Consider the following 26,995-nt stretch of genomic DNA (forward strand, 5'->3'; position numbering starts at 1 on the left):
TGAGGTGAAAGGCAATTCCTTTGACGTCGACGGGCGCGGCCCTTCGGATCGTCAGCTGTTCGGTTACGGCGTGGCCGTCGCGCTGGTGGCGACCGTGCTGACCGTCGGGCTGCTGTACAAGTCGACGGGCCGGCTCAACGACTATGTGCGGGTGGTCGCCGATCTGGTCAACGTGGGTGACGGCCTGCCGCAGAAATCGGACGTCAAGTATCACGGCGTGCTGGTCGGCACGGTCAACAGCGTGATCCCGGCCGAGCACGGCAGACCCAACTTCGTCCACATCGACCTCAAACCCGAATACGCGCAATCGATTCCAGCTGCCGTCACGGCGCGGGTGGTGCCCAGCAATGTGTTCGCGGTGTCGTCGGTGCAACTTGTGGGGAACGGCCCGGGCACGGTCATCCGTCCTGGGGCGCACATTCAGGAGGACAAGAGCCTCCCGACCGTGCTGTTCCAGACCACCGTCAGCAAGTTGCGCGATCTTCTCGCCGCCGCGGGCCGGGGCCGCGAGGACAGGTCGGTCGGGATTCTGGCGGCGCTGGCAGCCGCCACCGACCATCGCCGGGCATCCCTGCTGAACAGCGGCAAGCAGCTCAATCGCCTTATCGATCAACTGAATTCGATCGTGAGCACCGATGCGGGACCATCGACGGTGTCGGCGCTGCTGGACGCGACGCGGGGGCTGCAGTCCACCGCTCCCGACCTGCTCGACGCACTGCACGAAGCCGTGGCGCCGATGCAGACTTTCGCCGAAACACGCGGGCAGCTGACGTCGTTGCTCTCCGGGGCCCAGAACACCATCGGCACCACCCGTGAATCGTTCGACCATCACATGGACCAACTGATCCGGATCTCGACCGAGATGACTCCGGTGCTGGGTGTGCTGGCGATGCGGTCCAACAACTTCGTCCCTGCGGTCAACAAACTGGACAACCTCGCCCGGAAATTCATGGAAGAGGTCTGGATACCGGAACTCGGCGTCGGAAACATGCGGGCGAGGCTTTCGTTCACCCAGACGTTCGCCTACACCCGCGCCGACTGCCCGCACTACGGCGAGCTGAAAGGCCCCAGCTGCTACACCGCACCGCTGGTCCCCAACAAGCCCGATCTGCCGGATGTGCTGCTGCCCCAGAATTACCACCCACCCAAGGATTTGGCGCCGCCGCCGGGGACGGTCGTTGGCCCCGACGGCAACCTGGTGGCGGTCGGCCCGCCGCTGGTCAACCCACCGCCCACCCTCACCGACCCCAATCCTCCACTGCCACCCTTCATTTCGCCGTCACCACCGATACGGACCGGTGCCAACCCGGATGACCCGGACCCGTCTCCCCCGGCGCACGGTCCGCTGGCACCGCCGCCGCTGCTGGGTCCGCCCGCAGCGGGATCGGTGCCTTCGGGGCCTACGTCCTACGGCGGCACCGTCGGTCCGGTCGGCAGCGACTACGAGCGCACGATGCTGGGCGTGATCACCGGTCGCCCCGCTACCGCCGCCACCGAAATCCTGCTGGGCCCGGTGGCCCGCGGCACCACCGTGTCAGTGACCGGGGGTGCCAGGTGAAGTTCCGGGGCCCACTCATCGGCCTGACCCTGTTCATGGTCATCGCGCTCACCCTGACGTGGCTGGTGTACGTCAGCCTGCGACGTGACGTCGCGGGCACCACGGCCTCGTACTCGGCGATCTTCACCGACGTCTACGGGCTTCGCGAGGGCGACGACGTCCGGATGGCCGGGGTGCGTGTCGGCCGGGTCGAAAAGGTGGAACTGGACGGCAAACTCGCCAGGGTCTCGTTCGTGGTGCAGACCGACCAGCACCTGTTCGGCAACACCGTGGCCTCGGTGACCTACCAGAACATCGTCGGGCAGCGCTATCTCGGACTGTCTTTGGGCCCCGAGGACGGACATGCGGGCAGTCAGGCTCAGCTGGCGCCCGGTGCCACCATCCCCCTGGAGCGCACCGATCCGTCCTTCGACGTCACGGCGCTGCTCAACGGCTACGAGCCGCTGTTCAGCCTGCTGAACCCACGCGACGCCGACAACCTGACCAAAGGCGTCATCGAGTCGCTGCAGGGTGACACCTCCTCGCTCGCCACGCTGATCAGCCAAACATCCACGCTCACCGAGACTTTCGCCGGAAAAGATCAGGCGCTCGGCGATGTGATCACCAACCTGAACAAGGTCGTCGTGACCCTCGCCGCGCAGAACGCCAACCTTGACGGGGTGATCACGCAGGCCCGCGACGTGGTCGCGACCCTCGACCAGCGCCGTCCGGAGTTGGTGTCCTCGATGGGCTCCCTGTCGCGAATGATGAGCAACCTGTCCGTCGCTGCCGAGCAGGACTACCCGGCACTGCGCGAATTCATCGACAGACGCCCCGGCGTCTCTCGCCACCTGATGGATGTCGAACCGCAGGTGGCGTTCTTCGGCGACAACGTCCCCCTGCTGCTGAAAGGCTTGGTCCGGGTGGGCAATCAGGGCGCATACGGCAACGCCTACCTGTGCGATTTGAACATGTTCGGGTTCTTCCCCGGACTCAACGACGTGGTGCCGATCATCGTCAACGCCGCCACGCCGGGGAACAAGGCGTGGCACACCCCCCGCTGCCGGAACACGGACGGGGGACCCGGTGGCTAAACAGTTTTCACGACTGAAGAAGCGCCCGCTGGAGAACTACAACCCGCTGTGGCTCGGCCTTTCGGCCGTCGTCGTGGTCGCGATCGTGATCGGCTCCATGCTCGTCGTGCATGCGCTGGGCGCCGGGTACAAGCACTACACGGCCGAATTCCTGCAGGCGGCCTCGCTGCGGCCCGGCAATCCGATCACCGTGGCAGGCATACCGGTCGGCGAGGTCACCAGCATGAAGCTGGACGGCGACCACGTCGAGGCGGGCCTGAAGATTCGCGACAACGTCGCACTCGGCCGAGATTCCAAGGCCTCGATCAAGGTCACCACCATCCTGGGATCGCGCTACCTCGCCGTGCAGCCGGATGGGCCGGGCGCACTCCCCCGCGGCACCTTTGACTTGACGCATACCGAGGTCCCCTACGACCTGCAAGCCGCATTGCAGGACGCCACAACAACTTTCGAACAGGTCGACTCCGACCGGTTCGCGCAATCGCTGGCCGTGCTGGGCAAGCAACTCGAGGGTCTGCCCGCCGTGGTGCCCCAGGCGATGAAGAACATCGACACGTTGTCCTCGATCATCGCCCAGCGCCGAGACCAGCTCGGTCAACTCCTCAGGAGCACCCAACAGGTCACCAACACCCTGCGGCGGCAGCAGTCCAGCATCGGCAACGTGGTCAACCAGGCCCAGGACCTGCTGGGGCAATTCGTCGCCCGCCGCGCCGTTTTTCACGCGATGATGCGGTCCATGACCAGCCTGGTCGACACGTTGCACCAGATCGTGGTCAACGATCGGTCGGGGGTCGAGGGACTGCTCAAAGACATGCGGGAGTTCACCGACATGATGGCCAAACACGACGATCTGCTGCGCGATCTGCTGCAGACCACTCCCATCTTCATGCGGGAGGCGGCGAACCTGACCGGTGACGCGAATGCGGTGAGCTTCAACGCCCCCAGCGCGCTGCTCGTCGATTCCTGGATGTGCGCAATCAGTGGCCGCGCTCAGCAGTTCGGGATGATCCCGTACTACAAGGACTGCAAATGAGGGGCCGCGTCATCACCGTCATCGCCATCCTGGTGGCAGTGGTCACTGCGGTCGGTGGCTTCTGGTGGTATCTGGCCGGCAAGAAGGAACCGATCACGGTGACCGCTCAATTCGACAGCGCCTCAGGCTTATACGAGGGCAACGTGGTGGCGGTGCTGGGCATGCCGGTCGGCAAGGTCACCAAGATCACGCCGAGAGGCGGCTACGTCGAGGTGCAGTTCACCGTCGAGCGTGACGTCAAGGTCCCGGCGAACGCACAGGCCGTCACCGTATCGACTTCGATCCTCACCGACCGGCAGATCGAACTGACACCGGCCTATCGCGGCGGACCGGTACTGGAGAACCACGACACCATCGGACTGACCCGCACCCGCACGCCGGTCGAATTCAGCCGCGTGCTGGCCGTTCTGGACAAGGTGACCAAGTCGCTCGAGGGTGACGGACACGGCGGCGGGCCGCTGGCCGACGTGCTCAACGGGGGTAGTGAGGTCTTGAACGGCAACGGCGGGAGAATCAAAGGCGCGCTTGACGAATTGTCCAGGGCGCTGCGGCTGAGCGGCGACGGCGGCGCGCAGACCCGCGAACAGATCACCGCGATCGTCAAGAACCTCAGCTCGCTGTTCGAGGCTGCTGCCAACAACGACGGCAAGCTCAGGGACTTCGCCTCGACCATCCACCAGGTCAGCCAGATCCTGGCCGATGAGGACCTCGGTACAGGCAGCACCGGCCGGAAGCTCGACCAGCTGGTCCAGCGGACCGGTGACCTGCTCGACGCCAACCGTGACACCATCAGGCAAGCCGCTCTCAACGGCAACAAGTTGGCGACGACGCTCGTCGACCGGCGGCGTGAACTTGCCGAAACCCTGGACTTGGCACCGATGTTGGCCGATAACGCCTACAACATGGTCGACCGGGAGAACGGCGCGGTGCGTGCCCACTTCCTCACCGACCGGATGATCTTCGACAGCCAGCTGACCAAAGAGGTCTGCAACCTGATGGGTCTGCGCCAGCTCGGCTGCAGCACCGGCACCGTGCAGGACTTCGGGCCCGACTTCGGCCTGACGTACGTGCTGGACGGCCTCGCGGCGATGGGTCAGAAATGACCGGCCCCAGAACGAGAGCCGTGGCCGCGATCGGCGCGGCGGCGCTGCTGCTTTCGGGGTGCGCTACCAACGGCCTTGCCAGCCTTCCCCTTCCGGCTCCCGGTCTGGGCTCGGGCGGGTACGAACTGACCGCCGTCTTCGCCAACGCGCTCAACCTGCCGATGAACGCCAAGGTGAAGCTTGCCGGTGCCGACGTCGGGCAGGTCGAGTCGATGGTGGCCCGTAACTACACCGCGGTGACCACGTTGCGCATCCGGGACGGCGTGCTGCTGCCGCGCGGCAGTACCGCCGAATTGCGCACCGCCACACCGCTGGGAGACGTGTTCGTGTCGGTGCGCCCGCCCGCCGACGCAGCGCCGGACACGCCGTTACTGAAGAATGGCGACACCATCGGGCTGGACTCGACAGCGGCGGCAGCAACCGTCGAATCGGTCCTGAGCTCGGCCGCGATCCTGGTGAACGGCGGCGCGGTGCGCAATTTCACCCACATCATCAACGGCTTCGGCAAGGCGACCGGCGACCAGGGCCACGCGTTCGGCGACCTGGTCCGCAAGTCCAACCAGCTGCTGGGCACCATGGACGCGCGGTCCGGACAGATCTCGGACGCGCTGAGCGAATTGTCCCGCCTGAGCCAGGAACTCGACGCCAAGAACCAGACCCTCACCGATGTGATGGCGGCTGCCGACCCGGCGACCAGTGCCCTGGCCGCCAACACCACCGAGTTGTCGGACCTGGTGGTGCAGGTTGGCGACACCAGCAGGCTACTGTCCCGGTTCCCCTCCCTGGGCGGTGCCGACACCAGCGGACGCAGCGTGGTCCGGGACATGAACACCATCGCCGGAGCGGCGAACGACGTAGCGGTGAGCCCCGACACCAGCTGGCTGCCGCTGAACCGGATGATCCCGGCACTGGTCAAATCCACTGCCGGGAACGCGATTTCGGTGCACACGAGCGTCGAACAGCTGATCCTGGGATCGATCCCCGATATCGGCTTCCCCGGCGACCGGGGCCTGCACGGGCCCACCAGGTTCACCTGGAACGAGTTCATCGGTTCCCTGAAGTACACGCTGTGGCGGTTACAGGAACGTGTCGTGGGCCGCGGACCGAACTCGCCGCAGGTGCCGGTGCTGCCGGATCCGAACGTCCCGGGAGGCCTGGTTATTGCGCCCGGAGCGCCTGGCCTTCTGACGCCGGGGCCGCCGCCGTGATCGACTCGCTGGCAAGCGCCATCGTCCGCGGCGTACGGGCCGCGCATCGCCGCCAGGTCTGGCTGTCGGTCGCCGGCCTGGTGCTCACCTTGGTCGTCGCCACCACCTACCTGCTGATCGGCGCACTGCGGGTGACACCGTTCGCCTCGACATACCGAGTCACCGTGCAATTGCCGGAATCCGGTGGCCTGCTTCCCAATCAAGACGTCGCGCTGCGCGGCGTCCGGATCGGCAGCGTCGACTCGCTGCAGATCACCGACCGGGGTGTGAACGCTATCGCGAGCATCACCACGCAGGTGCGGATTCCGGCCAGCGCCGCCGTGCACGTGTCGGCGCTGTCGCCGGCCGGTGAGCAGTACATCAACTTCGAAGCCGAGTCAGACGCCGGCCCCTACCTGCATGACGGCAGCGTCATCGGGCTCGACCGCACCAGCGTCCCGGTCAGCCTGGCGCAGCTGCTCGGCGACGCCGACGGGCTGCTGGCCCAGGTCGATCCTCACAAGCTCGAGCTGATCAAGAAGGAACTGAGCCTGAGCAAGGAGGGGCCGGGCAAGCTGGCCGCCATCGTCGACGGCGGCACCATGCTGCTGTCGACGCTGGATTCGGTGCTGCCCGAAACGACCAGCATCCTGCGGACCAGCCGGGTCGTGCTGACGCTGGCGGCCGACAAGAATGCAGGCCTGGCCGCCACCACGGTCGACCTGCAGCGCACCCTGGCCGGCGTCGCCAGAATGCAGGGCGGCTATCGCCGTCTGACCGAGCAGACCCCGCAGGCGCTCAGCGCGATCGACGGCCTGTTCGCCGACAACTCCGAGACCATGGTGGCACTGCTGGGCAGCCTGGCGACCGCCTCGCAGTTGCTGTACCTGCGGGTGCCGGCGCTCAACGCCTTGTTCCCCGACTACCGCGGCTCGGTGCTCGATGCGGTGGCCAGCTCCTTCCACGACCACGGCGTGTGGGCGACGGCCGAGCTCTACCCCCGCTATGCGTGCGACTACGGCACGCCGTCGCATCCGCCGTCGGCCGCCGACTACTACGAGCCGTTCATGTACACCTACTGCCGCGACGACGATCCGGGATTCGGGATCCGGGGCGCCAAGAACGCGCCGCGACCGGGCGGCGACGACACCGCGGGTCCACCGCCGGGGGCGGACCTGGGACGCAGAACCGATCCGACGCCGCGGGGCCGCTTCACGATTCCGACGCCCTACGGCGGTCCGCAGCTGCCGATCGAACCGCCACACTGAGCCCATCCAGCACGAGGAGATGACAGTGACCGCTACGACTGAGAACGACGCCGAAGCTGAGGAATCCGAGCTTGCCGACGAAGTAGCCGAGGACGACACCGACGCCGACGGCGAGACCAAGGACGATGCCGAAGCCGAGGAGAACACCGACGCGGAGGACAAGGCCGAAGCCGAGGCTGAGGAAGACGCGGACTCGCCGCTACTGAGCCGCAAGAAGAAGCCCAAGCGGTTCAACCAGCCCTGGCGCCACTATCTGCGCCGTAGCGTTATGCCCGTCTTACTGGCCGCCTCCCTTGCCGTTTCGGGTTACCTCGGCTGGCTGCAATGGCAGGCACACCAGGTGAAAGTGGCCGGCCAGGAAGCGCAGCAGGCGGCAATCAGGTATGCCGGGGTGCTGACAAGCATCGACTCCAACAACGTGGACGAGAACTTCCGTCAGGTGCTCGACGGCGCCACCGGCGAGTTCAAGGACATGTACACCCAGTCGAGTGTGCAACTGCGGCAACTGTTGATCGACAACAAGGCCACCGCGCACGGCGTGGTGGTGGACTCGGCGATCGCCTCGGAATCCGCGAACAAGGTCGTGGTGCTGGTGTTCATCGACCAGACCGTCGCCAACGCGGCCGTCCCCGATCCGCGTATCGACCGCAGCAGGATCAAGATGACCATGGAGAAGGTCGACGGTCGCTGGCGGGCCAGCAAAGTCCAACTGCTGTAAGCGATTCGGAGTCAAAGGTGATCGCAAGAATCTTCGCGACGTCGCTACTGACCGCCGCGACAACCATTTTCGGCGCGGCGACCGCGCACGCGTCGGCCGAGTCCTTCTGCGGCGAACTCGGCGGCGGCTGGGACGGGCAGTACTGCCACGCGACGGTGACCTCCGAACGCAACGCCGTGCGTGACATCAAGGTCGCCGTGCCCGTCGACCTGGTGGACAACCCCACGACCGGACCGGTGATCCGGGACTACCTGCGGACCCTGGTCGGCAACTGGCGAAATGCCAACGCGCACATGGTTGCCGACAGTTACGGCGAGGAGAACTACCAGGTCTTTCAGCACGGCAACCTGCTCAGCGCCGTCTTCCACGAGGACTATCACGCGGACGGTCCGCGGCCGAACAACGCCTACCGCACCTTCACCTTCGACATGGCGGGCGGCCGGCGGGTGCAACTGGCCGACCTGACCAACGGCAATTCGCTGACCGCCATACCGCCGCCGGCGCAGCCGTACATCGAGACCGCCCTCAATCAGGCTGCGCCACCGCATGACCCGGGAACGTATCCGTTCCTGGCCGACCGCTGGACGCCGGACCGAGTGTATTCAGGGGCGTACCGGGCTTGGGCGCTAACACCGGACGAGCTGATCATCTACATGCCCGACTATCCGGTGGGGCACGACGAGCCGATCGACTTCAGCCCCGGCGCCCAGCAGTGGTACATGGACGGGGGCACTGTCGAGGCGCACATCCCGCTGTCAGCGCTGGGTTCGGTGCTGCGGGTCTAGCGATCGCCGGTATTCGCGTTGCCCGCGCGCCACACATCCCAGGGGATGTTCCAGTCGCCGAGGCCGTCAGTCCCGGGCAGGATGCTGCCCACTGTGTTGACGATCTCGACGACGTCCCCGCGTTTGCTGTGGTCGTAGAACCACACGGCGTTGCTGGGACTCACGTTCAGGCAGCCGTGGCTGGTGTTCGAGTGCCCCTGCGCGCCCACCGACCATGGCGCGGAGTGCACGAAAATGCCGCTGTAGGAAATCTGCGTGGCCCAGTCGACATCGGTGCGATAGCCGTTGGGCGAGTTGACCGGAACACCGTAGGTCGACGAGTCCATGATGATGTGCTTGAACCGGGCGCCGACGATGTAGACCCCGTTGTTGGTCGGGGTGCTGTCCTTGCCCATCGAGGTCGGCATGGTCTTAACAACTTCGCCGTTGATCCGCACCGTGATGATCTTTGTGGAATCGTCGACGCTCGCGATCATCTCGTCACCGATGGTGAAGTGCATCTTGACGTTGTCCTCGCCGAACATGCCTTCACCCAGGTCGACGCCGTAGGTGTTGACCGCCACATCGACGTTGGTGCCGGGCTTCCAGTAATGCTCTGGGCGCCAACGCACTTCACGCCGGTTCAGCCAATAGAACGCCCCCTCGACCGGAGGGTTCGTGGTGATCTTGATGGCCTTCTCGGCCGCGGAGCGGTCGGAGATGTTCTCGTCGAACCGGATCGCGACCGGTTGCCCGATACCCACCACCTCGCCGTCGCTGGGCACGACATACGGCATCGTCAAGTGCGCGGGCGAACTGGTCTGGAAACTCATCTGGCGAGTCACCGCACCACCCAGCCCCGTCGCCTTGGCGTTCAGGGTGTAGCGCCGGTTGTAGCCGAGTTGCTCGGTGGTCTGCCAGTGCAGCCCGTCCGGGCTGAGCTGTCCGGCGATCGCGCGGCCGTTGTCGTTGACCATGGCGACCGAGGCCAGCACACCGTCGGCCACGCTCACCGTCACCGGCGCATCCACGGTGACCCCGACCGCGCCGTCGGTCACCGAGGAGGTGAGCTTGGGGACCAGCAGGTCGGCAAACGGTGTGCCCTTGTTTTCGATGACTTTGGCGGCGACGGGCGCACTGGGCCCACTGCTGCAGGCAACACCGAACACAGCAACCAAGACCATGGCGGCAGCCAGCCACGATCGACGTCTGCGCAAAGGCGCCATCAAGTGACCTTCACATTCTGTTCGCAAATTACGGTCACCGCTGACCCTTAATTGTTTCCAGTATTGTAGTGCCTCACCACCACTCGGCGCGGACATCGGACCGATTGGTGCTCTGAAGTTACGCATCCTTGCCCGGGGCCTGACCCGGGGATTTCACACTGCGACGCGATGCCTGTTATTGTCGAGAGCCGGTCTCAGGCCGAGCACGCGCCGTTAGCTCAGTTGGTAGAGCAGCTGACTCTTAATCAGCGGGTCCGGGGTTCGAAACCCTGACGGCGCACCACATGCCAACCTCTCCTTCCGAGAACGCACGACCGCAGGATGCGTCGGACCAGACCGACGATCTCGAGGCGGCGTTCCAGCGGGCACTCCACTCCGGCGACCTCGAGCAGGCGGCCCCGGCTGCGTTCGCCCTGGGCCGGCAGCGCGCCGCCGAGGCCGACCCCGAGGGTGCTCTCGCGGCCTACCAGTGGGCGATCGACTCCCAACACCCGCACTGGGCATCAGCGGCCGCATTCGCGCTCGGGTTCCTGCTGGCCGAACAGGGCGATGCGACGGGGGCCATGGCGGCCTACCAATTGGCAGCCGAGTCCGGTCATGCCGAGCACGCGCCGATGGCGGCACTGAATCTGGGGAATCTGCTGGCCGAACACGGTGACCCGGACGAAGCCGAAGCGGCTTACCGGTTGGCGATCGAATCCGAGCATGAGCAGTCGATCCTGATCGCCCTGCTTCAACTGGGCGGACTGCGGGCCGGTCGCGGCAATGCCGCCGGGGCCGAGGTGGCCTACCGAATCGCCGTCGCGTCGGGAAACCCGGAGGTGATCCCGACGGCCGCGTTCAACCTGGCACTGACCAGAGAGGCATTGGGTGATGTCGAGGGCTCCGCGGAGGCCTACCAGATCGTCATCGCCACCGATCACCCGGAATTGGCTCCGATCGCGGTCTTCAACCTTGCCACCCTGCTGGAAAAGCAGGGCGATCTGGCCGGCGCAGTGACGGCGTCGCAGGCCGCCGTCGATTCCGGTCGCCCCGAACTGGTGCCCAAGGCCCTGGTCAATCTCGGGCAGCTACGGGAGAAATCCGGTGATCTCGACCGGGCCAGGGCGTCGTATCGCTTGGCGATGGACACCGGGGACGCCGAGGCGGCGCCGAAGGCGGCGATCAACATGGCGAAGCTGCACGAGAGGGCCGGCGACTTTGCCGACGCAACGGCGCTCTACCAGTTGGCCATCGATTCGAGGCATTCCGAGCACGCGCCGGAGGCCGCGAATTCTCTCGGGATGCTGCGAGCCGGATTAGGTGACGTCGAGGGGGCCACGGCCGCTTACCAGTTCGCGCTCGACTCGGGCCACTCCGACCATGCGCCCGCGGCCGCGCTGCGCTTCGGCATCCTGTGGGCCGGGCAGGGCGAAGTCAAGCGTGCGGCGGCCGCGTTCCAAGAGGCCGTCGACTCCGGAAACACCGAGTCAGGGCCCGCCGCCGAATTCGGACTCGGCACTCTGTGGGCCGAACACGGCGACATACCGGCCGCGCAGGCAGCCTTCCGGCGCGCCATCGAGTCCGGCCATCCGGTCTGGGCCCCGAAGGCACTCGAGCGCTCGCAGAGCACCGCCCCGCCGTCACGCCGCAAAAAGATCTTCCGGTCACGCCGGGGACGTTGACGTGCTAAGACACCGCCGCGTCAGCGTCCGGCGTCATGACCCAGCGAATACTCCCGACGAGCATGCGTCCGGCCATGCGGGTGACCGTCGCCTCCAGCAGCGGGATATACGGCAGCAGCAGGGGCAACCGCGCCCACGCGGGCAGCATCGCCACCGCGGTCGCGGCCAATATGCCGTAAGCGGGTCTGGCCGGTAGGGGCAACGGCGGCGTCAGCAACAGGAACCGGGCGGCTTCCCGGGCGGCCGGTGTTCCGCGCAGTTCGGGCCGGAATTCGTTGATCCGGTCGTGAAGTTCCTGCTCGGTGCGCGGCGGTTCCGGCACGCCGAGCGCCGACGCCACGGTGGCCATATCGGCGACGTAGCCGTCCCGGCCGGCCTGGTCGAGCGGAGCCGCGCCGTACATCTGATGGGCGAGCAGAAAACTGTCCACCTCGGCGATGTGAACCCACTCCAGCAGATGCGGGTCGGTTGCGTCATACGGCCGCCCGTCCGGCGCGACGCCGTGCACGTAACGGTGGATGCGACGGACATGGTCGACGGCGCCCTGCGCGTCGGCGGCGCAACCGAAGGTGGTGGTGGCCAGGAACGTGCTGGTGCGCTGCAGCCGCCCCCAGGGATCGCCCCGGTAGTCCGAGTGTTCGGCGACACCGGCCATCGCCAACGGGTGCAAGGACTGCAACAACAGCGCCCGCAGTCCACCTACGAACATCGACGCATCCGCGTTCACCCGCCGGATGGGACGGTCCGGCGCGAACCAGCGGTCACCCGGCGTGCGGTGAATGCGCTCACGATTGGCCGGCCCGTCGGGCCCGGCCACCATCCCGAACAACCGGCTGCCCAGGTCGCGCCGCACCGCGCTGACCGCGCTGACCGCGCTGAAACCAGGCACAGAGATGGTCACCTTTTCACCGTACGAGTCGGCACACGGGACGAGTCGGCGCTTCGCAAGACCATGTCGACCGCGGCTTCGACGATGTCGTCGTCCGGCAGGGTGCCATACATCAGCGATGGGCACGCGACCACACCCGTCAGCATGGAGACGGCCGCGTCCAGCTCCGCGCCGGCGAAGACCTCGCCCAGCATCGCGAACATCTGGTGCTGACCGTCGCTGTTGACCTTGTCCCGGAGGGTTCTGACCTGTTCCTGGGACGCCCACTGCGCCATGCTGGCGAGCACGCGGTCCAGTCGCATTTCAATGATCCCGGAACGAAAGACCTTCAGCTCCTCGACGAGGTCCGCGCGCAGATCGCCGGTGCGTTGGTGGTGCGGCATCTCACCGAGCGACTCGATCGCCAGGGCGATCAGGTCGACGCGCGCGGGCCAGTGCGTGTACACCGTGGTCTTGGAATACCCGGCCAAGTCAGCGACACGCGCATGCGTAATCGCTTCGGACCCTTCCTCATTGAGGATTCTGAGGGTGGCCCGGGCGACATCCGCCCGTGTCCTTGCGACCCGCGCGTCCTCGCCCCCATCGGACGGCCGGCTAGCCGGTAACGGGGTCATGTCTGCCGCGCCTGTGTTCTTGCACCGGTTCCTACGATGGCCCCTTCGTTACCTTCTCCGCCCGCTGGCTCGTTCGGCCAGAAGTTTACTGAACAACCGGCCGCGGATGCGTGATGCGAGAGCGAGTCCCCGCAAATCGCGAGGCGACCAGTGTTGGACTGTATATCCAGTATCCGTAAATCCAATCATTACTGTACGTTTAGATCAGTAGTGGACGGGGGAACCAACGCAGCATTGCCCACTCGATCGAAGGAAACTCATGCCAGCTGTCCTTTTCGGATCCATCAGCACCCTGGCCGACACGTCGGAACTACAGCGTCAGGCCTTCAACGAAGCGTTCGCCGACTCCGGCCTCGATTGGGAGTGGTCGCGCGAGGACTACATCGCGATGTTGAGTTCCAGCGGCGGCGCTCAGCGGATCCAGGAGTACGCGCAATCGCGCGGGCAAGACGTCGACGCGGCAGCCGTACACACGCGCAAATCAGAGATCTTCCAGCGTCTGCTCGGCGACTCGACGGTGTCGCCACGCGCAGGGGTCACCGCCACGATCGCCGAGGCGAAGAAGAACCACCACAAGGTCGGCTTCATCACCACCACCTCGCAGGCCAACATCGATGCGCTGCTGTCCGCGCTGACACCGGAGATCAGCGCCGAGACCTTCGACCTCATCGTCGACCACGACTCCGTATCGGCGGCGAAACCCGATGCGGCGGCCTATAAATTCGCCCTGGAACAACTGGGTGAGCGCGCTGACAGCGTTGTGGCGATCGAGGACAACGTGGGCGGTGTCGCGGCCGCGGTACAAGCGGGCATCCCGTGCATCGCGTTTCCCAATGAAAACACCGGCAGAGCGGGCCAGGCAGAGTTTACGGCCGCGATTCAGATCGTTGAATCACTGGACCCCGCAACGGTTCTCGGCCTTACCGCCTCCTGAACCTCTCCCCCACCGAGCCACCCTGCCCCGAGGAGGAGCACCGTGAGCAATCTTCAAGCCCGAGTGACGGCCGGCGACAGAGCATTTCACGTCGAAGGCTATGAACGTATCGAGTACGACTTGCTGTACGTCGACGGCGTGTTCGCGCCGGAGAACACCGAGCTCGCGGACAGTTACCGCCCGTACGGGCGCGCGCTGGCAGTGGTGGACGACACCGTCTACCGGATCTACGGCGAGGTGATGCAGTCGTATTTCGACCACCACGGAATCGAGCTCACCGTCATCCCGGTACAGATCCGGGAAACGGCGAAATCACTGGAGACCTACGAGCAGATCGTGAGCCGCTTCGACGCTTTCGGTCTGGTACGCACCGAGCCCGTGCTGGTCGTCGGCGGTGGCCTGACCACCGACGTCGCTGGATTCGCTTGTGCCAGTTACCGGCGCAACACCCCCTACATCCGGATTCCGACCACGCTGATCGGTCTGATCGACGCGAGTGTGTCAATCAAGGTGGCCGTGAACCACGGCAAGCACAAGAACCGGTTGGGCGCCTACCACGCATCCGAGAAGGTGCTGCTGGACTTCTCCTTTCTCAAGACATTGCCTGAGGACCAGGTGCGCAATGGAATGGCCGAGTTGATCAAGATCGCCGTGGTGGGCAACGCCGAGATCTTCCAACTGCTGGAGGATCATGGGGCCGATTTGCTGCGGACGCGATTCGGCCATCTCGACGGGACGCCGGAATTGCGGGATGTGGGTGACCGCCTCACTTATCAGGCGATCGCCACGATGCTCGACCTGGAGGCACCGAACCTCCACGAAATCGACCTGGACCGGGTGATCGCGTTCGGCCACACATGGAGTCCCACTTTGGAACTCACTCCGCCGATCCCGTTCTTCCATGGCCACGCCATCAACATCGACATGGCGTTGTCGACCACGCTCGCCGAACAGCGCGGCCACCTGTCGGTCAGCGATCGTGACCGCATCCTGAGCGTGATGAGCGCGCTGGGTCTGGCTCTGGACAGCGAACACTTGACTTCGGAGCTTCTCGAGCGGGCGACGTCAGCCATTCTCAAGACACGCGACGGCCTGCTGCGTGCCGCTATACCCGATCCAATCGGCCGGTGCCGGTTCCTCAACGACGTCAGCATCGGCGAGTTGGCCGATACGCTGTTGCTGCACAAGAAGATCTGCCTCGAGTTCCCCCGTGCCGGAGACGGCGTGGACGTGTTCGCGGTGCCGGCATCGGAGGCCACGCGGCGGTGACGGCGACGCTGGACGAAGGCGCCACCATGAGCGGTGTTCGGGTACACCGGATCTTGGACGTCGATGCGGGCCGCACGGTGGCGACCCTGGCCGCCTTGTTCGTCACCCTTCCCATCGATCTCGCTCTGGTGGTGGTCGCGTTACTCGTCGGACGACAGCCGTCCCGCGACCGGTTGCCGGCCGAGGCCCGGCGGACCATTCTGCTCAACGGCGGGAAGATGACGAAGGCGCTGCAACTGGCACGGTCCTTCCACCTGGCCGGGCATCGCGTGATTCTCGCCGAATCCGCGAAGTACCGGTGGACCGGGCACAGGTTCTCTCGCGCGGTGGATGCGTTCTACTGTGTGCCGGAACCGACCGCACCGGGTTACGCCCCGGCGCTGCTCAACATCGTCCGATACGAGAACGTCGACGTCTTCGTGCCGGTGTCGAGCCCCGCCGGAAGCGTCCCCGATGCCGTCGCCCGGGAACTGCTCGACGGCGCCTGTGACGTCGTCCATTCCGACGCGAGGACGGTGCAACTACTCGACGACAAGGCCGAGTTCGCCTCGACTGCAGCATCATTGAGCCTGCAGGTGCCCGATTCCCACCGCATCACCAGTGTCCAGCAGGTGGTGGACTTCCCGTTCCCGCCCGGACGCAGCTACATCCTCAAACGCATTGCCTACGACCCGGTCGGGCGCATGAACCTCACCCGCCTGTCCGGTGCGACGCCCGAGCGCAACGCCGCCTACGCACGATCGCTGTCGATCTCCGAGGACGACCCGTGGATACTGCAGGAATTCATCGAGGGGCGCGAGTACTGCACGCACGGCACCGCCCGCAGTGGCCGGTTGCAGGTGTACGGCTGCTGTGAATCCTCGCCGGCCCAGGTCAACTACGGCCATGTCGACAAGCCCGAAATCCGGCGATGGGTAGAGACTTTCGTCAAGAACCTCAACCTGAGCGGACAAGTGTCCTTCGATTTCATCGAGGCGCGCGACGGTCAGGTGTACGCCATCGAATGCAATCCGCGGACCCACTCGGCGATCACCATGTTTTACGACCACCCCGGCCTGGCCGCCGCCTACCTCAACGACGCGCATCCCCTCATCACCCCGAACCGCGACTCCCGGCCTACCTACTGGATTTATCACGAACTCTGGCGTCTGCTTCGGCAACCGGGACGGCGCAACAGGCTGGCGACCATCCTGCGGGGCAAGGACGCGATATTCACCGGGTGGGACCCGATGCCCTACCTGATGGTGCACCACCTGCAGATCCCGGCCCTGCTATGGGCCAACCTGCGCGCCCGAAAAGGTTGGAGCCGTATCGATTTCAACATCGGAAAACTCGTCGAGAACGGTGGCGACTGAATGACCGCACCACCGCGCGTATCGGTCCTGCACCTGGTGGGATCCGCGGTCGACAACTTCCATGCCGAACTGTCCCGGCTCTACGCTCGCGCCTGTCTCGATGTCCTCGCTGACCGCTACGACGTCCTGCTCGCATATGTGTCCCCCGACGGGTCGTGGCGGTTTCCTGATGACCTCACTGACGCTGCGCTCAGTTCGGCCACTGCGGTGCCGATTTCGCAGGCGATCACACACCTGCGCTCGCTGCGTGTCGATGTTGTTGTGCCGCAGATGTTCTGCCTGCCCGGCATGACCTCCTACCGCCGACTGCTTAGCGCACTGCGACTGCCCTACATCGGCAACCCGCCCGAGGTGATGGAGTTCGCGGCGGACAAGGCGACGACCCGGTCGATCGTCGCCCAGGCCGGCGTCGCGGTGCCCAACGGCGAGGTGGTGCGGGCCGCTGAACAAACAACCCTGCCGTTACCGGTGGTCGTCAAGCCGGTCTGCGCCGACAACTCGGTGGGTGTGTCGTTGGTACGCGCACCGGCGCAGCTCCGCCCGGCGATCGATCTGGCCCGACAGCATGGGGGGTCAGCGCTGGTCGAATCCTATGTCGCGCTGGGCCGGGAAGTGCGGTGCGGCATCGTCGTTCGCGACGGAGAGCTGGTGTGCCTGCCGCTGGAAGAGTACGCGGTGGACGCCTCGACCAAACCCATTCGCGACCAGACCGACAAACTGCGCCGCACCGACCGGGGTGATCTGTACCTTGTCGCGAAGGACCCCCGCCATGCGTGGATCGTCCCCACTGACGACCCGATCACCGAAGCGGTCTGGGAGGTGGCCCGACGCTGTCATCGGGCGCTGGGCTGCCGGCACTACAGCCTGTTCGACTTCCGCATCGACCCCGATGGCAAGCCGTGGTTCCTCGAGGCCGGCCCGTACTGCTCGTTTGCTCCTACCAGCGTCATCGCCGTCATGGCGGCAGCGGCCGGCATAGACGTCGCGGAGTTGTTCGCCGACCAGCTTCGCGAAATCGGTCTCGAAGAGGCACCATGCTTGACTGCACAACGCTGAAACCCCTCGGCGCCCTAATAACCGGGCTGTCGGTCGCCGCGTTGACCGATCAGGATGTGCACGACCTACGCTCGGTGCTGGCCCGCCGCGGCGTCATCGTCTTGAAGGACCAGGACGTCGACGACGCGGGGTTCCTGCACTTCCTGCGCCGCTTCGGCGATCCGGTCTTCACTGTCGGAGAGACTCCGGTGCCGGGATTCCCGGACCTCAATGTGGTCAGCAACGTGGGTCGCGACCGGCCGCCCCGCTCGACGTTTCACACCGACACCAGCTACGTGCGAAATCCGCCGGCCTACACCGCCTTACGCGCGGTCAAGATTCCGAGCCGCGGTGGGCAGACGCTGTTCACCGACCAGTATGCGGCGTACGACACACTGCCCGGCGAGGTCCGCAGCCGGCTCGACGGGCGCACCATCACGCACATCATGACGGGTTTGGACCTGGACCCGGACCAGGAGACAGACCACGAGACAACGGCACGGCACCCGGTCTGCCTGGTGCATCCGGAGTCGGGGCGGACCGCGCTGTACCTTTCGGCCCCGCAGCGCTGCGCCGCAGTCAGCGGCATGGCGCCAGAGCTGGCGGCCGAGACCGTCGATTTCCTGTTTCGGCACTCCACGCGACCGGACAACGTCTACCGCCACGAATGGTCGGAAGGGGACATCGTGATGTGGGACAACCGCTGCGTGCTGCACCGCGCCGACCACAGCGGGGTGATCGGCGATCGCGTCATGCATCGCGGTATGGTCGCCGATCACCGGTCACCGAAAAGTGAGCTGATATGGACCTGATATGGAAGAAGTAGAAGTTCTGGTCATCGGCGCGGGGCTGGCCGGCCTCCGCTGCGCCGGCGTGCTGACGGCCGCCGGTCGCGACGTGCTGGTCTGGGAGGCCAAGAGCGCGGTCGGTGGCCGGATCCGTACCGACATCGTCGACGGGTTCCGTTGCGACCGCGGCTTTCAGGTGCTCAATCCGGCGTACCCGGAGCTGCGCGAGGCGGTCGACCTCGCGCAACTGCGCCTGCAACCCTTCGGCGCCGGCGTGGTGGTGCGCTCCGAGGAAGGTTCACAGGTGTGGGTGCATCCGCTACGCTCCCCCGGTCGCGTGCCCGCGATGCTGTCCTCCGGCGCGATCACGCCCCGTGACATGCTGGCACTGGCCCGCTGGGCGGCCCCGGCCGTGCGACCGAAACACCTCAAGGAACACACCGATCGGGACATCAGCCTCAGCGAGGCGCTGGATCGGGCTGGCCTGCGCGGTGAGGTACGCAGGGTGATCGACCGCTTCTTTGCGGGTGTCCTGCTCGACACGACCGGGGCCACTTCGAACGCGTTCGCGTTACTGCTGGCGCGGATGTTCGCACTCGGGGTTCCCGCGCTGCCGGCCGACGGCATGCAGGCCCTGCCCGAGCAGTTGGCCGCTCGAGTCAAAGAGCGGATAGCGTTCGAGCGCCGAGCATTTCGCATCGATCCCGATGGAAAGGGATACCTAGTGCATGCGGAGGGTGCGCAAGTCCTGGCGAAGCATGTGGTGGTCGCGACGGACGCGGTTGCGGCCGCGTGGCTGACCACGGAGACGGCACCGCAGATGCATGGGGTCGTGACGGACTGGTGGGCAACCGAACAGGCCGTGCCCGGCCCACCGATGCTCCGGGTGGACGGCCGCAGCCGTCCCCGGGGACCGGTGCTGAACACGGCGGTTATAAGTGCCGCCGCCCCGTCGTACGCACCGCCGGGCCGACACCTCATCGCCGCCTCGGCGGTGGTCACCCGTGACGGCGCGGTGCCGTCGGAAAGCGAGATGCGCGGGCACGCGGCAGACATCATGCAAACCGACCGTCGCAACTGGAAACCTTTGATCCGGCACGTGATTCCGAAAGCGCTGCCGGCACAGCATCCGCCGTTGTCCGTGCGTCGCCCGATCCGCACGGCGGCGGGGATCTGGCTGTCCGGCGACCACCGCGACACCGCCTCGATTCAAGGTGCGCTGGTGAGCGGGCGCCGCACCGCCGAGGCTATCCTTGCGGCGCGATGATTCGCCGGGCCGCCTCGACGACGGCCGCGCGGTGCGCCGCCAGTACCTCGGGATCCGACGTCTGAGCGTCCGGGTGCGGTGACTGCGCCCAGGACAGTCCCACGCCGAACAGCACCACCAGCAACTCCATGGGCTGCCAGGTGGGGTCGACATAACCGGCGGCCTGAGCCTCCTCTATCGCGCGGATATCGCGGTCCGGCACGGAATCCCACTCGAGCGCGGGTGGCGGATCGAGGGTCAGCCCCTCCAGGTTGGCCCAGGTGATCATGCGCAGGTGCTCGGGACGCCGACAGGCGAGGTCAAAGATGTCACCGACGAATTCCGGTACCGCGTCGGGCCGGACCGCCACGGCCGCGAAGAATTCCGCACTGTCGGCCGCCACAACGCTGCGAAACAGTGTCTCCTTGTCCCGGAAATGGGCGTACAACCGCTCTTTGCTGGCACTTGCGGCTCGGGCGATGCGGTCGATCCGGGCACCGGCCAGCCCGAATTGAGCAAACTCCGATCGCGCGGCACCCAGGATCGTGTCGCGAAGTTCGTCTGTACTGCGCATCTCAGAAAGCTACCATACGAACTAGTTCGTTCGGTATACTGGCCGAGGACGAATTGGAGGAACGGCGATGACCGAGACACTTGAAGCTGTAATGAACCACCCCCGCCGGGTGCAGATCCTGAGTGAGGCGCTGCAGAAGATCCAGGGCGGTATCCAGCCCGTGGTCGACCTGTACCGGCCCTACGTCAGCGGGTTGGAGAAGCTGCCCGCCGATGGGCGATTCCTGTTGGTGGGCAACCATACTCAGCAGGCCTTCGCCGAGATTCTACTCGTTCCGCACTATGTGCGACGAGTGACGGGCACCCGGGTGCGGCCGTTGGCCGATCGCAAGTTCGGTGAGGCGAAAGGACTGGGAGGTGACCTCATCGCCGCCTACGGCGGCGTCGTCGGCGCCCCGGAGACCGCCCGTGAATTGATGCGCCACGACCAGACCATCCTGGTGTTCCCGGGCGGGGGCCGCGAGATCGCGAAATTCAAGGGCGAGGAATACCGGCTGAACTGGCAGGGCCGGTCCGGATTCGCGCGCCTGGCCGCCGAATATGACTACCCGATCGTGCCGGTCGGCCTGGTCGGCGGCGACGACGTCTACAAGAGCCTGGTCACGCGCGACAGCAAGCTGGGCCGTCTCAGCCAAGCCGTCAGCGAGAGATTCAGCGGCAGTGCCGACATGGCGATGCCCGTACTCCGAGGAATCGGCCCGACGCTCATCCCCCGCCCGCAGCGGATGTATCTGCGGTTCGGCGACCCGATCGACACCACCAAACCCAAGCGGGTGCCGGCCGATACCTGGGTCGGCACGGTCCGCGACACCACCCACCGGGAACTCGAAGGGATCCTGCGGGATCTGCTGGCGCTGCGGGCCGACGACCCGTTCCGGGAACTCAATCCCCTGGCGTGGTCGCGCGCGGTCGCGTGACCTATGCCGGGCGCGAGCCCGCCAGCGCTCGCCGTGCCACCAGGTCGAGCAGGTAACCGATCACCCCGATCACCACGATCACCGCGACCACCTGCCCGTACGCCAGCTGATCGCGGGCGTTGAGGATCTGGTAGCCGAGACCCGAACGCACACCTAGCATTTCGGCCGGTACCAACACGACCCAGGCGATACCCAACGCCACCCGCAGCCCGGTCTGCAGGTGGCCGCGGATCGCAGGCAGCACGACGACGGTCAGCTGCTCGAGGCGCGTGGCGCCGAACGATTTGGCGACCTGCAGATAGCCCGGATCAATGGCGTGCACACCGGCGGCGGTGTTGATCAGGATCGGCCACACCGATGCCGCGGCGATCAGGAAGATCACCGGCTCGTTGCCGATCCCGAAGAGCGCCACGGAGATCGGCGCCCACGACAACGGTGAGATCATCCGCAGGAACTGAACGACGGGACGGGTGGCGCGATCGGCCGTGTCGTTCAGCCCGATCAGCAACCCGGCGGGGATGCCGATGACAGCGCCGACCAGCAGCCCGATGAGCAGTCGCCACAGGCTGACTCCGGTGTCGGGTAGCAGCACGCCGCGGTTGAACAGGTCGAGCAGCGACTTCACCACTTTCACCGGCGTGGTCTCACGCAGCAGGGACTGCGACGGAGCCAGCACGGCGGTCGCCAGCCACCAGGCTCCGACCGCGGACGCGATCGCCAGGGCGGGAGGCCACCACTGCCGGATGGGCCGGGCCGGCGACGGCGCTTCGGCTGTCGAGGTGTTCAGAGTCATCGCGGTTGTACCTGTTCGATTCGGGTCAGATCGGCAGAGATTCCGAAGGCTGCGGGTCCGCCGTGAGCGGTCAGCGCGCGTCGCACGAAGGTGTCGTCGACCAGTTCGGTATGCACCGACGCGGGATCGATCCGGTCCAGGAAGGCGCGGTCGCCGTCGACGACGGTGTCGTGCATCGCCTCGACGAGCCGGCGCGTGAAGCTCGGGAAGGGAAAAGGCTGATAGCCCAATCGTTGTGGCTGCCAGTCCGGGTGTAGGAACCGGTAGTCCTGCGGGCGGTAGGTCAGCGCGGTCTTGATGGCCGGTTGGGGCTGCGGCAGATAGGTTCCCGCCGACAGGGCGGTCGCCGCCGCCACCCGGTCGGAGTTGATGCGCTGCTGCGCGCCGACTATCGAATTGACCAGCGAGGCAGCCGCTTCCGGGCGGTGCTCGATCAGGTCAGCGTGCGCCAACACCACGCAGCACGCATGGTCGCGCCAGACGTCGCCGAGAAACGTGTGGATGCGGCCGATCTTGCGTACCTGCGCCATCGCGTTGAACGGATCGGCGACCACGTAGCCACTGATAGAGCGGTTGGCCAAGGCCGGCACCATATCTGAGGGGCTCATGACGATCAGCTCGACCGTGCGCGCACTGCGCGAGGCGCTGCGGCGCACCACCGGCACCAGGTCGTGGGCGCGCAGCAATTGCTGAAGGATGATGTTGTGAATCGACCACCAGAACGGTATGGCCACCTGCGTGCCGGCGAGTTGCCCGAGATCGGTGATGCCGGGCGCGACGGTGAGGGCCGATCCGTTGGTGTGGTTCCAGCTGAGTACCCGCACCGGGCTGCGCAGCAGAAAACGCAGCTGGATTGCGGTTGGCATCAGCATGTGGACCGCGTCCACCTGACGGGTGACGAACGCTTCGGCGAGCGAAGCCCAGCTGCGGAACAGCACCGGTTTGGCAGAGCTGACCACGCCCGGCTGGTAGAGGCCGGCCGCGTGCGCGATCAGCAGTGGCGCCGCGTCGGTGATAGGCAGATACCCGATGCGCAGTTGCCCGCTGGTGTTGGTGCGGTCGATGCTGGCCGCGTGGGCGAGGTCGGCGATTCCGGCCAGCCCACCCGCGGCGGCCGCGCCGATCAGCAAGCGGCGCCGCGTGAACAGCGCGGTCACTGTTCGACCAGGCGGTACTGATCCAGGATCTCTTGTCGCAGTTGATCGTCGCCGCTGCGCACCGCGGCGGTGACGGCCGGTTGCCATTCCCGGCGGATCCTGCCGTCGGGCCCCAGTAGGACGACGCGGCTGGCCAGCAACAGGGCCTCGTCCACGTCGTGGGTGACCAGCACCACGGTCACCCCCAGCTCGGCGGCCAGGACGGCCAGCCAGGACTGCAGGTCCGCCCGGATGGCGGGGTCCAGGGCGCTGAACGGCTCGTCGAGCAGCAACAACCGCGGTCGGGTGGCTACGGCGCGGATGATCGCCACCCGCTGCGCCTGCCCGCCGGAGAGCTGATCGGGATAGCGGTCGGCCACCCGTTGCAGGTCGAAGCGCTGCAGCAATTCCTGGGCGTATTCCGGCTGGAATGTCGCTTTGTTGGCGGCGAATCGCCCGGCGATGGTCACGTTCTCACCGGCGGTCAGCCACGGCATCAGCAGGGCCTGCTGGAACACCACGCCGGTGTGCGGTCGCGCCACACCGTTGGCGCCGGACCACTCGACGGTGCCCGCGGTGAGCGTCTCGAGGCCCGCGATAACCCGCAACAGGGTGGACTTCCCGCTGCCGCTGCGCCCGAGAATCGCCAGGAATTCGCCGTCGTCGACGGTCAGGTTGATGTCGTTGAGGGCGTGGCTGTCGGCATCAAAGCGCTTGTGGCCACCGATTATTCGTACCGTGGCAGTTCCCACGTTCGTGTTCCTCTCGCATGGCCGACTTGTCTTGCAGTCCCCCGGCGCGCACCTGTGGAACACGCTGCCAGTGCCGGCAGCGGCACGTCCACGCGCGCCTCGGCGTTGCAGCCGACGCCGTGCTCGGCGACCGTGTGGGTGAAGGCCACCGAGCCGCCGTACCCTGACGGTCGCGGGCAGGGGCCTGACTGTCCTGATTCAGGTTGTCAAGCAACAGATTTCATCGATTCGAGGGTAACGCGGAGCCACGAGGCGGGCTGGTCGTACCCAGTGTCAGCCGCCGAGAGGATCGCCGGCCACCGGGATGTGATCGGGCTGATTGCAACCGCCCTACATCCGACCGCAACCGGCCCCATCCGGCCGGCAGATTCTTTCCCGCTGAGTCGACGCGGGCCTGTCGCAGCAATCGCCTCACGGGTAGTTTTTTCTCACACGGCCCGACCCTGGCTGGCGAGCGTCCCCTAATTGCCGGCCAGGGCGGCGTGTCGCCGGCAACACGCGGGCGCTCGCCAGCCACAGTTCGAAGGAGCAGCAATGGGGTTCATCCAGCCGAACCTGCCGGTCGTCGAGATGGCCGACTGGAGCAAACGTCCACGGTCCCAACGCGTGATCCCGATGATGCAGCACATCGCCGCCAATGGCTTCGGCACGCCGCTGATCATGCACGTGATGTACGGCGTGAAGATCGGGCTCTACATCCTGGGCGCCTGGGTATTCGCTTGGACCACAACGGGCATCGGCGGCTTCACCGACGTCGCCTCGTGGTGGACCGAGCCGATCGTCTTCCAGAAGGCCGTGCTGTACACGATGTTGTTCGAAGTCGTCGGCCTGGGCTGCTGTTTCGGGCCGCTGGCCGGGCGTTACTTCCCGCCTATCGGATCCGCCTTGTACTGGTTGCGCCCGGGGACCATCCGGCTGCCACCGTGGCCCGATCGGGTACCGCTGACCAAGGGCACCAACCGGACCCCTTTCGAGGCTGTGCTTTACGCAGCGCTGCTGGTCTTGCTCGTCACCGCGTTGGTGTCCGACGGCAACGGGCCGATTCCGGCTCTCGGCACGAACATCGGTGTGCTACCCCGGTGGCAGCCGATGGCGATCCTCGCGGTCCTGGCCGTGCTTGCCCTGCGCGACAAGATCATTTTCCTGGCCGCCCGCGGCGAGGTGTATGCGCCCCTGACGCTGGTGTTCCTGTTTTCCGGGGCCGACATCGTCGTCGGGGCCAAGGTCGTCTTCATGGTCATCTGGCTCGGCGCGGCAACGTCCAAGCTGAACAAGCATTTTCCTTTCGTCATCTCGACCATGCTGGCGAACAACCCGTTCATTCCGTCGGGATTCCTCAAGCGGTCCCTGTTCCGGCGATACCCGGATGATCTGCGGCCCAGTGCCTTATCGGGATTCATCGCGCACTTCTCCACCGCGATCGAGGGCCTGGTGCCGTTGGTGCTGCTGTTCTCGCATGGCGGATGGCCCACGGCCATCGCCGCATTCGTGATGATCGTGTTCCACCTGAACATCCTGCTGGCATTTCCGATGGGGGTTCCGCTGGAGTGGAACGTCTTCATGATGTTCGGGGTGCTGTGGCTGTTCGTCGCGCACGCGGGCGTCGGCCTATCCGACGCACACCAGCCCGTGTGGGTGGCACTGCTCTTCGCGGTGGTCGCCGGCACCGTCGTCATCGGAAACCTGTTCCCGCGCAAGGTTTCCTTCCTGCCCGGCATGCGGTACTACGCCGGTAATTGGGACACTACGGTGTGGTGCGTCAAGCCGTCGGCCGACGAGAAGATCCGCATCGGTTCGCGCGCTCTGGGGCCGATGCAGCACCTGCAGCTCGAGCGGTTGTACAAAAGCAAAGAGGCCACCCTGGTTCCCATCCACCTCGCCTACGCATTCCGCGGGATGAACACCCACGGGCGCGCCCTGTTCACCCTCGCGCACCGGGCGCTGGCCGGCTACGACGAGGACGACTACAACCTGTGTGAGGGTGAGGTGTTGTGCGCCATGGTGCTGGGCTGGAATTTCGGCGACGGGCATCTGCACAACGAATGCCTGATAGAGGCGCTGCAGGAGCGGTGCGGATTCGAACCGGGCGAGGTGCGCGTGGTGATCCTGGACTCCCAGCCCATCCAGACCCAGCGGCAGGAGTACCGGCTCGTCGACGCCGCGACGGGTGAGTTCGAACGCGGCTATGTGGAGGTCGCCGACATGGCCGATGCCCAGCCCTGGGACGACGACATCCCGATCCACGTCACCAGCCAGGCGCCGGGCATGAAGGGGCTGCCCGCATGACGGCCGCGCTGATCACCGGCGCCTCGACCGGACTGGGCCGCGAGCTGGCCGGTCTCTTCGCACGCGACGGTGTCGATGTGGTGGCGGTGTCCAGCGAACGCAGCACCGCGCAGTTGGACGAGCTGGCCGAGGAATTGCGCGCACGCTACGGCGTTCGCGTCGAGACGGTCACGATGGACCTGGCGGCACCCGGTGCCGGTGCCGACCTGGTCTCCCGCGTCGACGAACTCGGCGTCGACATCACGTACCTGGTCAATAACGCCGGAGTGGGGATCCTGGGTCTGAAGATCCAGGAATCCGACCCGGTCGCCGTTTCGAAGATGGTCCAGCTGAACGTGGTGACCCTCACGGAGCTGACGACGATGTATGCCGCGCGCATGGTGCGGGCCGGACGCGGGGCGATCCTCAACATCAGCTCGGTCGCCGCCTACGTCATCCCGCACGGGCTCGAGGCGGGCTATGCCGCCAGCAAGGCCTACGTCAGGAGCTTCTCGGAGTCGGTCGCCGACGATCTGCGTGGGACGGGCGTGACGTGCACGCATCTTGCGCCCGGCCCGACCCGCACCGAGTTCGGGCGCACCGCCGGCGTCGGGGACTGGTCGCGCCTGGACCGCTACATGATGGATGCGGCACCCGTGGCGGCGGCCGGCTATGCCGCGATGCGGACGGGGCAGGTCGCCGTAATGCCAGGATTTGGGCCGAAGGTGATGCGAGTGGCCTCGACCGTGTCGCCGTCGAGAAGGTTGACCGCGCTGGTGTCCGGCTACTTCGTGTCGCGGCACTGAGACTGCGGACTAATTGAGGTGCGCCCAGC

At 66.2% G+C, this 26,995-nt stretch carries 25 protein-coding genes and 1 tRNA gene; 19 read left to right on the forward strand and 7 right to left on the reverse strand.

Annotated features, from left to right (window positions below; genetic code table 11):
- Positions 1–4: 4 nt before the first annotated feature.
- Genes C0J29_RS21430 through C0J29_RS21465 form a run of 8 tightly spaced genes read left to right on the forward strand, consistent with a single transcriptional unit; the run spans position 5 to position 8,725 of the window.
- Positions 5–1,558, forward strand: a complete 1,554-nt coding sequence (locus C0J29_RS21430; protein WP_120794883.1) for an MlaD family protein — start codon at positions 5–7, stop codon at positions 1,556–1,558.
- The gene (locus C0J29_RS21435) at positions 1,555–2,631 is read left to right on the forward strand and encodes an MCE family protein (RefSeq protein WP_065044135.1); all 1,077 of its coding nucleotides are present in this window, start codon (positions 1,555–1,557) and stop codon (positions 2,629–2,631) included. Before C0J29_RS21430 ends, C0J29_RS21435 begins: the two co-directional genes overlap by 4 nt.
- Positions 2,624–3,664 carry an MlaD family protein gene (locus tag C0J29_RS21440; RefSeq protein ID WP_065044134.1) on the forward strand — a complete coding sequence of 347 codons (1,041 nt, stop codon included), beginning with the start codon at positions 2,624–2,626 and terminating at the stop codon, positions 3,662–3,664. Before C0J29_RS21435 ends, C0J29_RS21440 begins: the two co-directional genes overlap by 8 nt.
- Positions 3,661–4,767: an MCE family protein gene (locus tag C0J29_RS21445; RefSeq protein WP_120793494.1), complete on the forward strand. Its 1,107-nt coding sequence runs from the start codon at positions 3,661–3,663 to the stop codon at positions 4,765–4,767. The genes C0J29_RS21440 and C0J29_RS21445 overlap by 4 nt, the downstream gene beginning before the upstream one ends.
- On the forward strand, positions 4,764–5,975 hold the full coding sequence (locus C0J29_RS21450) for an MlaD family protein (protein ID WP_120793495.1): 1,212 nt from the start codon (positions 4,764–4,766) through the stop codon (positions 5,973–5,975). The genes C0J29_RS21445 and C0J29_RS21450 overlap by 4 nt, the downstream gene beginning before the upstream one ends.
- Positions 5,972–7,222 carry an MlaD family protein gene (locus tag C0J29_RS21455; RefSeq protein ID WP_065044131.1) on the forward strand — a complete coding sequence of 417 codons (1,251 nt, stop codon included), beginning with the start codon at positions 5,972–5,974 and terminating at the stop codon, positions 7,220–7,222. Before C0J29_RS21450 ends, C0J29_RS21455 begins: the two co-directional genes overlap by 4 nt.
- Positions 7,223–7,241: 19 nt before the next feature.
- Positions 7,242–7,940 (forward strand): YfgM family protein, encoded by a 699-nt coding sequence (locus tag C0J29_RS21460; RefSeq protein ID WP_120793496.1) that lies wholly within the window; start codon positions 7,242–7,244, stop codon positions 7,938–7,940.
- 17 nt (positions 7,941–7,957) lie between these two features.
- On the forward strand, positions 7,958–8,725 hold the full coding sequence (locus C0J29_RS21465; RefSeq protein ID WP_120793497.1) for a mannan-binding family protein: 768 nt from the start codon (positions 7,958–7,960) through the stop codon (positions 8,723–8,725).
- Here C0J29_RS21465 and C0J29_RS21470 read toward each other — a convergent pair.
- Positions 8,722–9,930 (reverse strand): L,D-transpeptidase, encoded by a 1,209-nt coding sequence (locus C0J29_RS21470; RefSeq protein WP_120793498.1) that lies wholly within the window; start codon positions 9,928–9,930, stop codon positions 8,722–8,724. The genes C0J29_RS21465 and C0J29_RS21470 overlap by 4 nt on opposite strands.
- 207 nt (positions 9,931–10,137) lie before the next feature.
- Here C0J29_RS21470 and C0J29_RS21475 point away from each other — a divergent pair.
- Both C0J29_RS21475 and C0J29_RS21480 read left to right on the forward strand, forming a co-directional pair.
- A tRNA-Lys gene (locus C0J29_RS21475) sits at positions 10,138–10,213 on the forward strand.
- Position 10,214: 1 nt separating this feature from the next.
- Positions 10,215–11,594 carry a tetratricopeptide repeat protein gene (locus tag C0J29_RS21480; protein ID WP_065164144.1) on the forward strand — a complete coding sequence of 460 codons (1,380 nt, stop codon included), beginning with the start codon at positions 10,215–10,217 and terminating at the stop codon, positions 11,592–11,594.
- Positions 11,595–11,598: 4 nt separating this feature from the next.
- On the opposite strand, the gene C0J29_RS21485 is transcribed toward C0J29_RS21480, so the two are convergent.
- Together C0J29_RS21485 and C0J29_RS21490 are read right to left on the reverse strand one after the other, a co-directional pair.
- Entirely contained in the window at positions 11,599–12,414 is an 816-nt protein-coding gene (locus C0J29_RS21485; RefSeq protein ID WP_120794884.1) for an oxygenase MpaB family protein, read from the reverse strand.
- A gap of 77 nt (positions 12,415–12,491) precedes the next feature.
- Positions 12,492–13,097 carry a TetR/AcrR family transcriptional regulator gene (locus C0J29_RS21490; RefSeq protein WP_065044452.1) on the reverse strand — a complete coding sequence of 202 codons (606 nt, stop codon included), beginning with the start codon at positions 13,095–13,097 and terminating at the stop codon, positions 12,492–12,494.
- 259 nt (positions 13,098–13,356) lie between these two features.
- Here C0J29_RS21490 and C0J29_RS21495 point away from each other — a divergent pair, with 259 nt between their 5' ends.
- The 6 genes from C0J29_RS21495 to C0J29_RS21520 are packed head-to-tail and all read left to right on the forward strand — an operon-like array spanning position 13,357 to position 19,745.
- On the forward strand, positions 13,357–14,031 hold the full coding sequence (locus C0J29_RS21495) for an HAD-IA family hydrolase (RefSeq protein WP_120793499.1): 675 nt from the start codon (positions 13,357–13,359) through the stop codon (positions 14,029–14,031).
- A 42-nt stretch (positions 14,032–14,073) separates the two neighbouring features.
- Positions 14,074–15,300, forward strand: a complete 1,227-nt coding sequence (locus tag C0J29_RS21500; RefSeq protein ID WP_120793500.1) for a sedoheptulose 7-phosphate cyclase — start codon at positions 14,074–14,076, stop codon at positions 15,298–15,300.
- Positions 15,297–16,655, forward strand: a complete 1,359-nt coding sequence (locus C0J29_RS21505) for an ATP-grasp domain-containing protein (protein WP_242460508.1) — start codon at positions 15,297–15,299, stop codon at positions 16,653–16,655. Before C0J29_RS21500 ends, C0J29_RS21505 begins: the two co-directional genes overlap by 4 nt.
- Complete coding sequence (locus C0J29_RS21510; protein WP_120793501.1) at positions 16,656–17,711, forward strand: D-alanine--D-alanine ligase family protein; 1,056 nt, start codon at positions 16,656–16,658, stop codon at positions 17,709–17,711.
- Positions 17,690–18,502 (forward strand): TauD/TfdA dioxygenase family protein, encoded by an 813-nt coding sequence (locus C0J29_RS21515; protein ID WP_120793502.1) that lies wholly within the window; start codon positions 17,690–17,692, stop codon positions 18,500–18,502. Before C0J29_RS21510 ends, C0J29_RS21515 begins: the two co-directional genes overlap by 22 nt.
- Position 18,503: 1 nt before the next feature.
- Positions 18,504–19,745, forward strand: a complete 1,242-nt coding sequence (locus C0J29_RS21520; protein ID WP_120793503.1) for a flavin monoamine oxidase family protein — start codon at positions 18,504–18,506, stop codon at positions 19,743–19,745.
- Here the strand turns inward: C0J29_RS21520 and C0J29_RS21525 are convergent.
- Positions 19,726–20,298: a TetR/AcrR family transcriptional regulator gene (locus C0J29_RS21525; RefSeq protein ID WP_120793504.1), complete on the reverse strand. Its 573-nt coding sequence runs from the start codon at positions 20,296–20,298 to the stop codon at positions 19,726–19,728. The genes C0J29_RS21520 and C0J29_RS21525 overlap by 20 nt on opposite strands.
- Before the next feature lie 67 nt (positions 20,299–20,365).
- Here C0J29_RS21525 and C0J29_RS21530 point away from each other — a divergent pair, with 67 nt between their 5' ends.
- Positions 20,366–21,214: a lysophospholipid acyltransferase family protein gene (locus C0J29_RS21530; protein WP_120793505.1), complete on the forward strand. Its 849-nt coding sequence runs from the start codon at positions 20,366–20,368 to the stop codon at positions 21,212–21,214.
- Position 21,215: 1 nt separating this feature from the next.
- Here C0J29_RS21530 and C0J29_RS21535 read toward each other — a convergent pair whose 3' ends face one another.
- Genes C0J29_RS21535 through C0J29_RS21545 form a run of 3 tightly spaced genes read right to left on the reverse strand, consistent with a single transcriptional unit; the run spans position 21,216 to position 23,895 of the window.
- Positions 21,216–22,007 carry an ABC transporter permease gene (locus tag C0J29_RS21535; RefSeq protein ID WP_120793506.1) on the reverse strand — a complete coding sequence of 264 codons (792 nt, stop codon included), beginning with the start codon at positions 22,005–22,007 and terminating at the stop codon, positions 21,216–21,218.
- Positions 22,004–23,164, reverse strand: a complete 1,161-nt coding sequence (locus tag C0J29_RS21540; RefSeq protein ID WP_242460509.1) for an ABC transporter substrate-binding protein — start codon at positions 23,162–23,164, stop codon at positions 22,004–22,006. The genes C0J29_RS21535 and C0J29_RS21540 overlap by 4 nt, the downstream gene beginning before the upstream one ends.
- Positions 23,161–23,895 carry an ABC transporter ATP-binding protein gene (locus C0J29_RS21545; RefSeq protein WP_120793508.1) on the reverse strand — a complete coding sequence of 245 codons (735 nt, stop codon included), beginning with the start codon at positions 23,893–23,895 and terminating at the stop codon, positions 23,161–23,163. Before C0J29_RS21545 ends, C0J29_RS21540 begins: the two co-directional genes overlap by 4 nt.
- Before the next feature lie 534 nt (positions 23,896–24,429).
- Here C0J29_RS21545 and C0J29_RS21550 point away from each other — a divergent pair.
- Positions 24,430–26,181 carry a DUF3556 domain-containing protein gene (locus tag C0J29_RS21550; RefSeq protein WP_120793509.1) on the forward strand — a complete coding sequence of 584 codons (1,752 nt, stop codon included), beginning with the start codon at positions 24,430–24,432 and terminating at the stop codon, positions 26,179–26,181.
- On the forward strand, positions 26,178–26,966 hold the full coding sequence (locus C0J29_RS21555; RefSeq protein WP_065164156.1) for an SDR family NAD(P)-dependent oxidoreductase: 789 nt from the start codon (positions 26,178–26,180) through the stop codon (positions 26,964–26,966). The genes C0J29_RS21550 and C0J29_RS21555 overlap by 4 nt, the downstream gene beginning before the upstream one ends.
- The last annotated feature ends 29 nt before the right edge of the window (positions 26,967–26,995 follow it).

The organism is Mycobacterium paragordonae (genome assembly GCF_003614435.1).
GTDB classification, from domain to species: Bacteria; Actinomycetota; Actinomycetes; order Mycobacteriales; family Mycobacteriaceae; genus Mycobacterium; species Mycobacterium paragordonae.

Excerpts from the sequence above, each read along its gene's own strand:
- C0J29_RS21450 (WP_120793495.1), top strand. The coding sequence starts at position 4,764 with ATGACCGGCCCCAGAACGAGAGCCGTGGCCGCGATCGGCGCGGCGGCG.
- C0J29_RS21460 (WP_120793496.1), top strand. The coding sequence starts at position 7,242 with ATGACAGTGACCGCTACGACTGAGAACGACGCCGAAGCTGAGGAATCC.
- C0J29_RS21510 (WP_120793501.1), top strand. The coding sequence starts at position 16,656 with ATGACCGCACCACCGCGCGTATCGGTCCTGCACCTGGTGGGATCCGCG.
- C0J29_RS21555 (WP_065164156.1), top strand. The coding sequence starts at position 26,178 with ATGACGGCCGCGCTGATCACCGGCGCCTCGACCGGACTGGGCCGCGAG.
- C0J29_RS21520 (WP_120793503.1), top strand. The coding sequence starts at position 18,504 with ATGGAAGAAGTAGAAGTTCTGGTCATCGGCGCGGGGCTGGCCGGCCTC.
- C0J29_RS21490 (WP_065044452.1), bottom strand. The coding sequence starts at position 13,097 with ATGACCCCGTTACCGGCTAGCCGGCCGTCCGATGGGGGCGAGGACGCG.
- C0J29_RS21530 (WP_120793505.1), top strand. The coding sequence starts at position 20,366 with ATGACCGAGACACTTGAAGCTGTAATGAACCACCCCCGCCGGGTGCAG.
- C0J29_RS21470 (WP_120793498.1), bottom strand. The coding sequence starts at position 9,930 with ATGGCGCCTTTGCGCAGACGTCGATCGTGGCTGGCTGCCGCCATGGTC.
- C0J29_RS21535 (WP_120793506.1), bottom strand. The coding sequence starts at position 22,007 with ATGACTCTGAACACCTCGACAGCCGAAGCGCCGTCGCCGGCCCGGCCC.
- C0J29_RS21495 (WP_120793499.1), top strand. The coding sequence starts at position 13,357 with ATGCCAGCTGTCCTTTTCGGATCCATCAGCACCCTGGCCGACACGTCG.
- C0J29_RS21525 (WP_120793504.1), bottom strand. The coding sequence starts at position 20,298 with ATGCGCAGTACAGACGAACTTCGCGACACGATCCTGGGTGCCGCGCGA.
- C0J29_RS21480 (WP_065164144.1), top strand. The coding sequence starts at position 10,215 with ATGCCAACCTCTCCTTCCGAGAACGCACGACCGCAGGATGCGTCGGAC.
- C0J29_RS21485 (WP_120794884.1), bottom strand. The coding sequence starts at position 12,414 with ATGGTGGCCGGGCCCGACGGGCCGGCCAATCGTGAGCGCATTCACCGC.
- C0J29_RS21515 (WP_120793502.1), top strand. The coding sequence starts at position 17,690 with ATGCTTGACTGCACAACGCTGAAACCCCTCGGCGCCCTAATAACCGGG.
- C0J29_RS21445 (WP_120793494.1), top strand. The coding sequence starts at position 3,661 with ATGAGGGGCCGCGTCATCACCGTCATCGCCATCCTGGTGGCAGTGGTC.
- C0J29_RS21550 (WP_120793509.1), top strand. The coding sequence starts at position 24,430 with ATGGGGTTCATCCAGCCGAACCTGCCGGTCGTCGAGATGGCCGACTGG.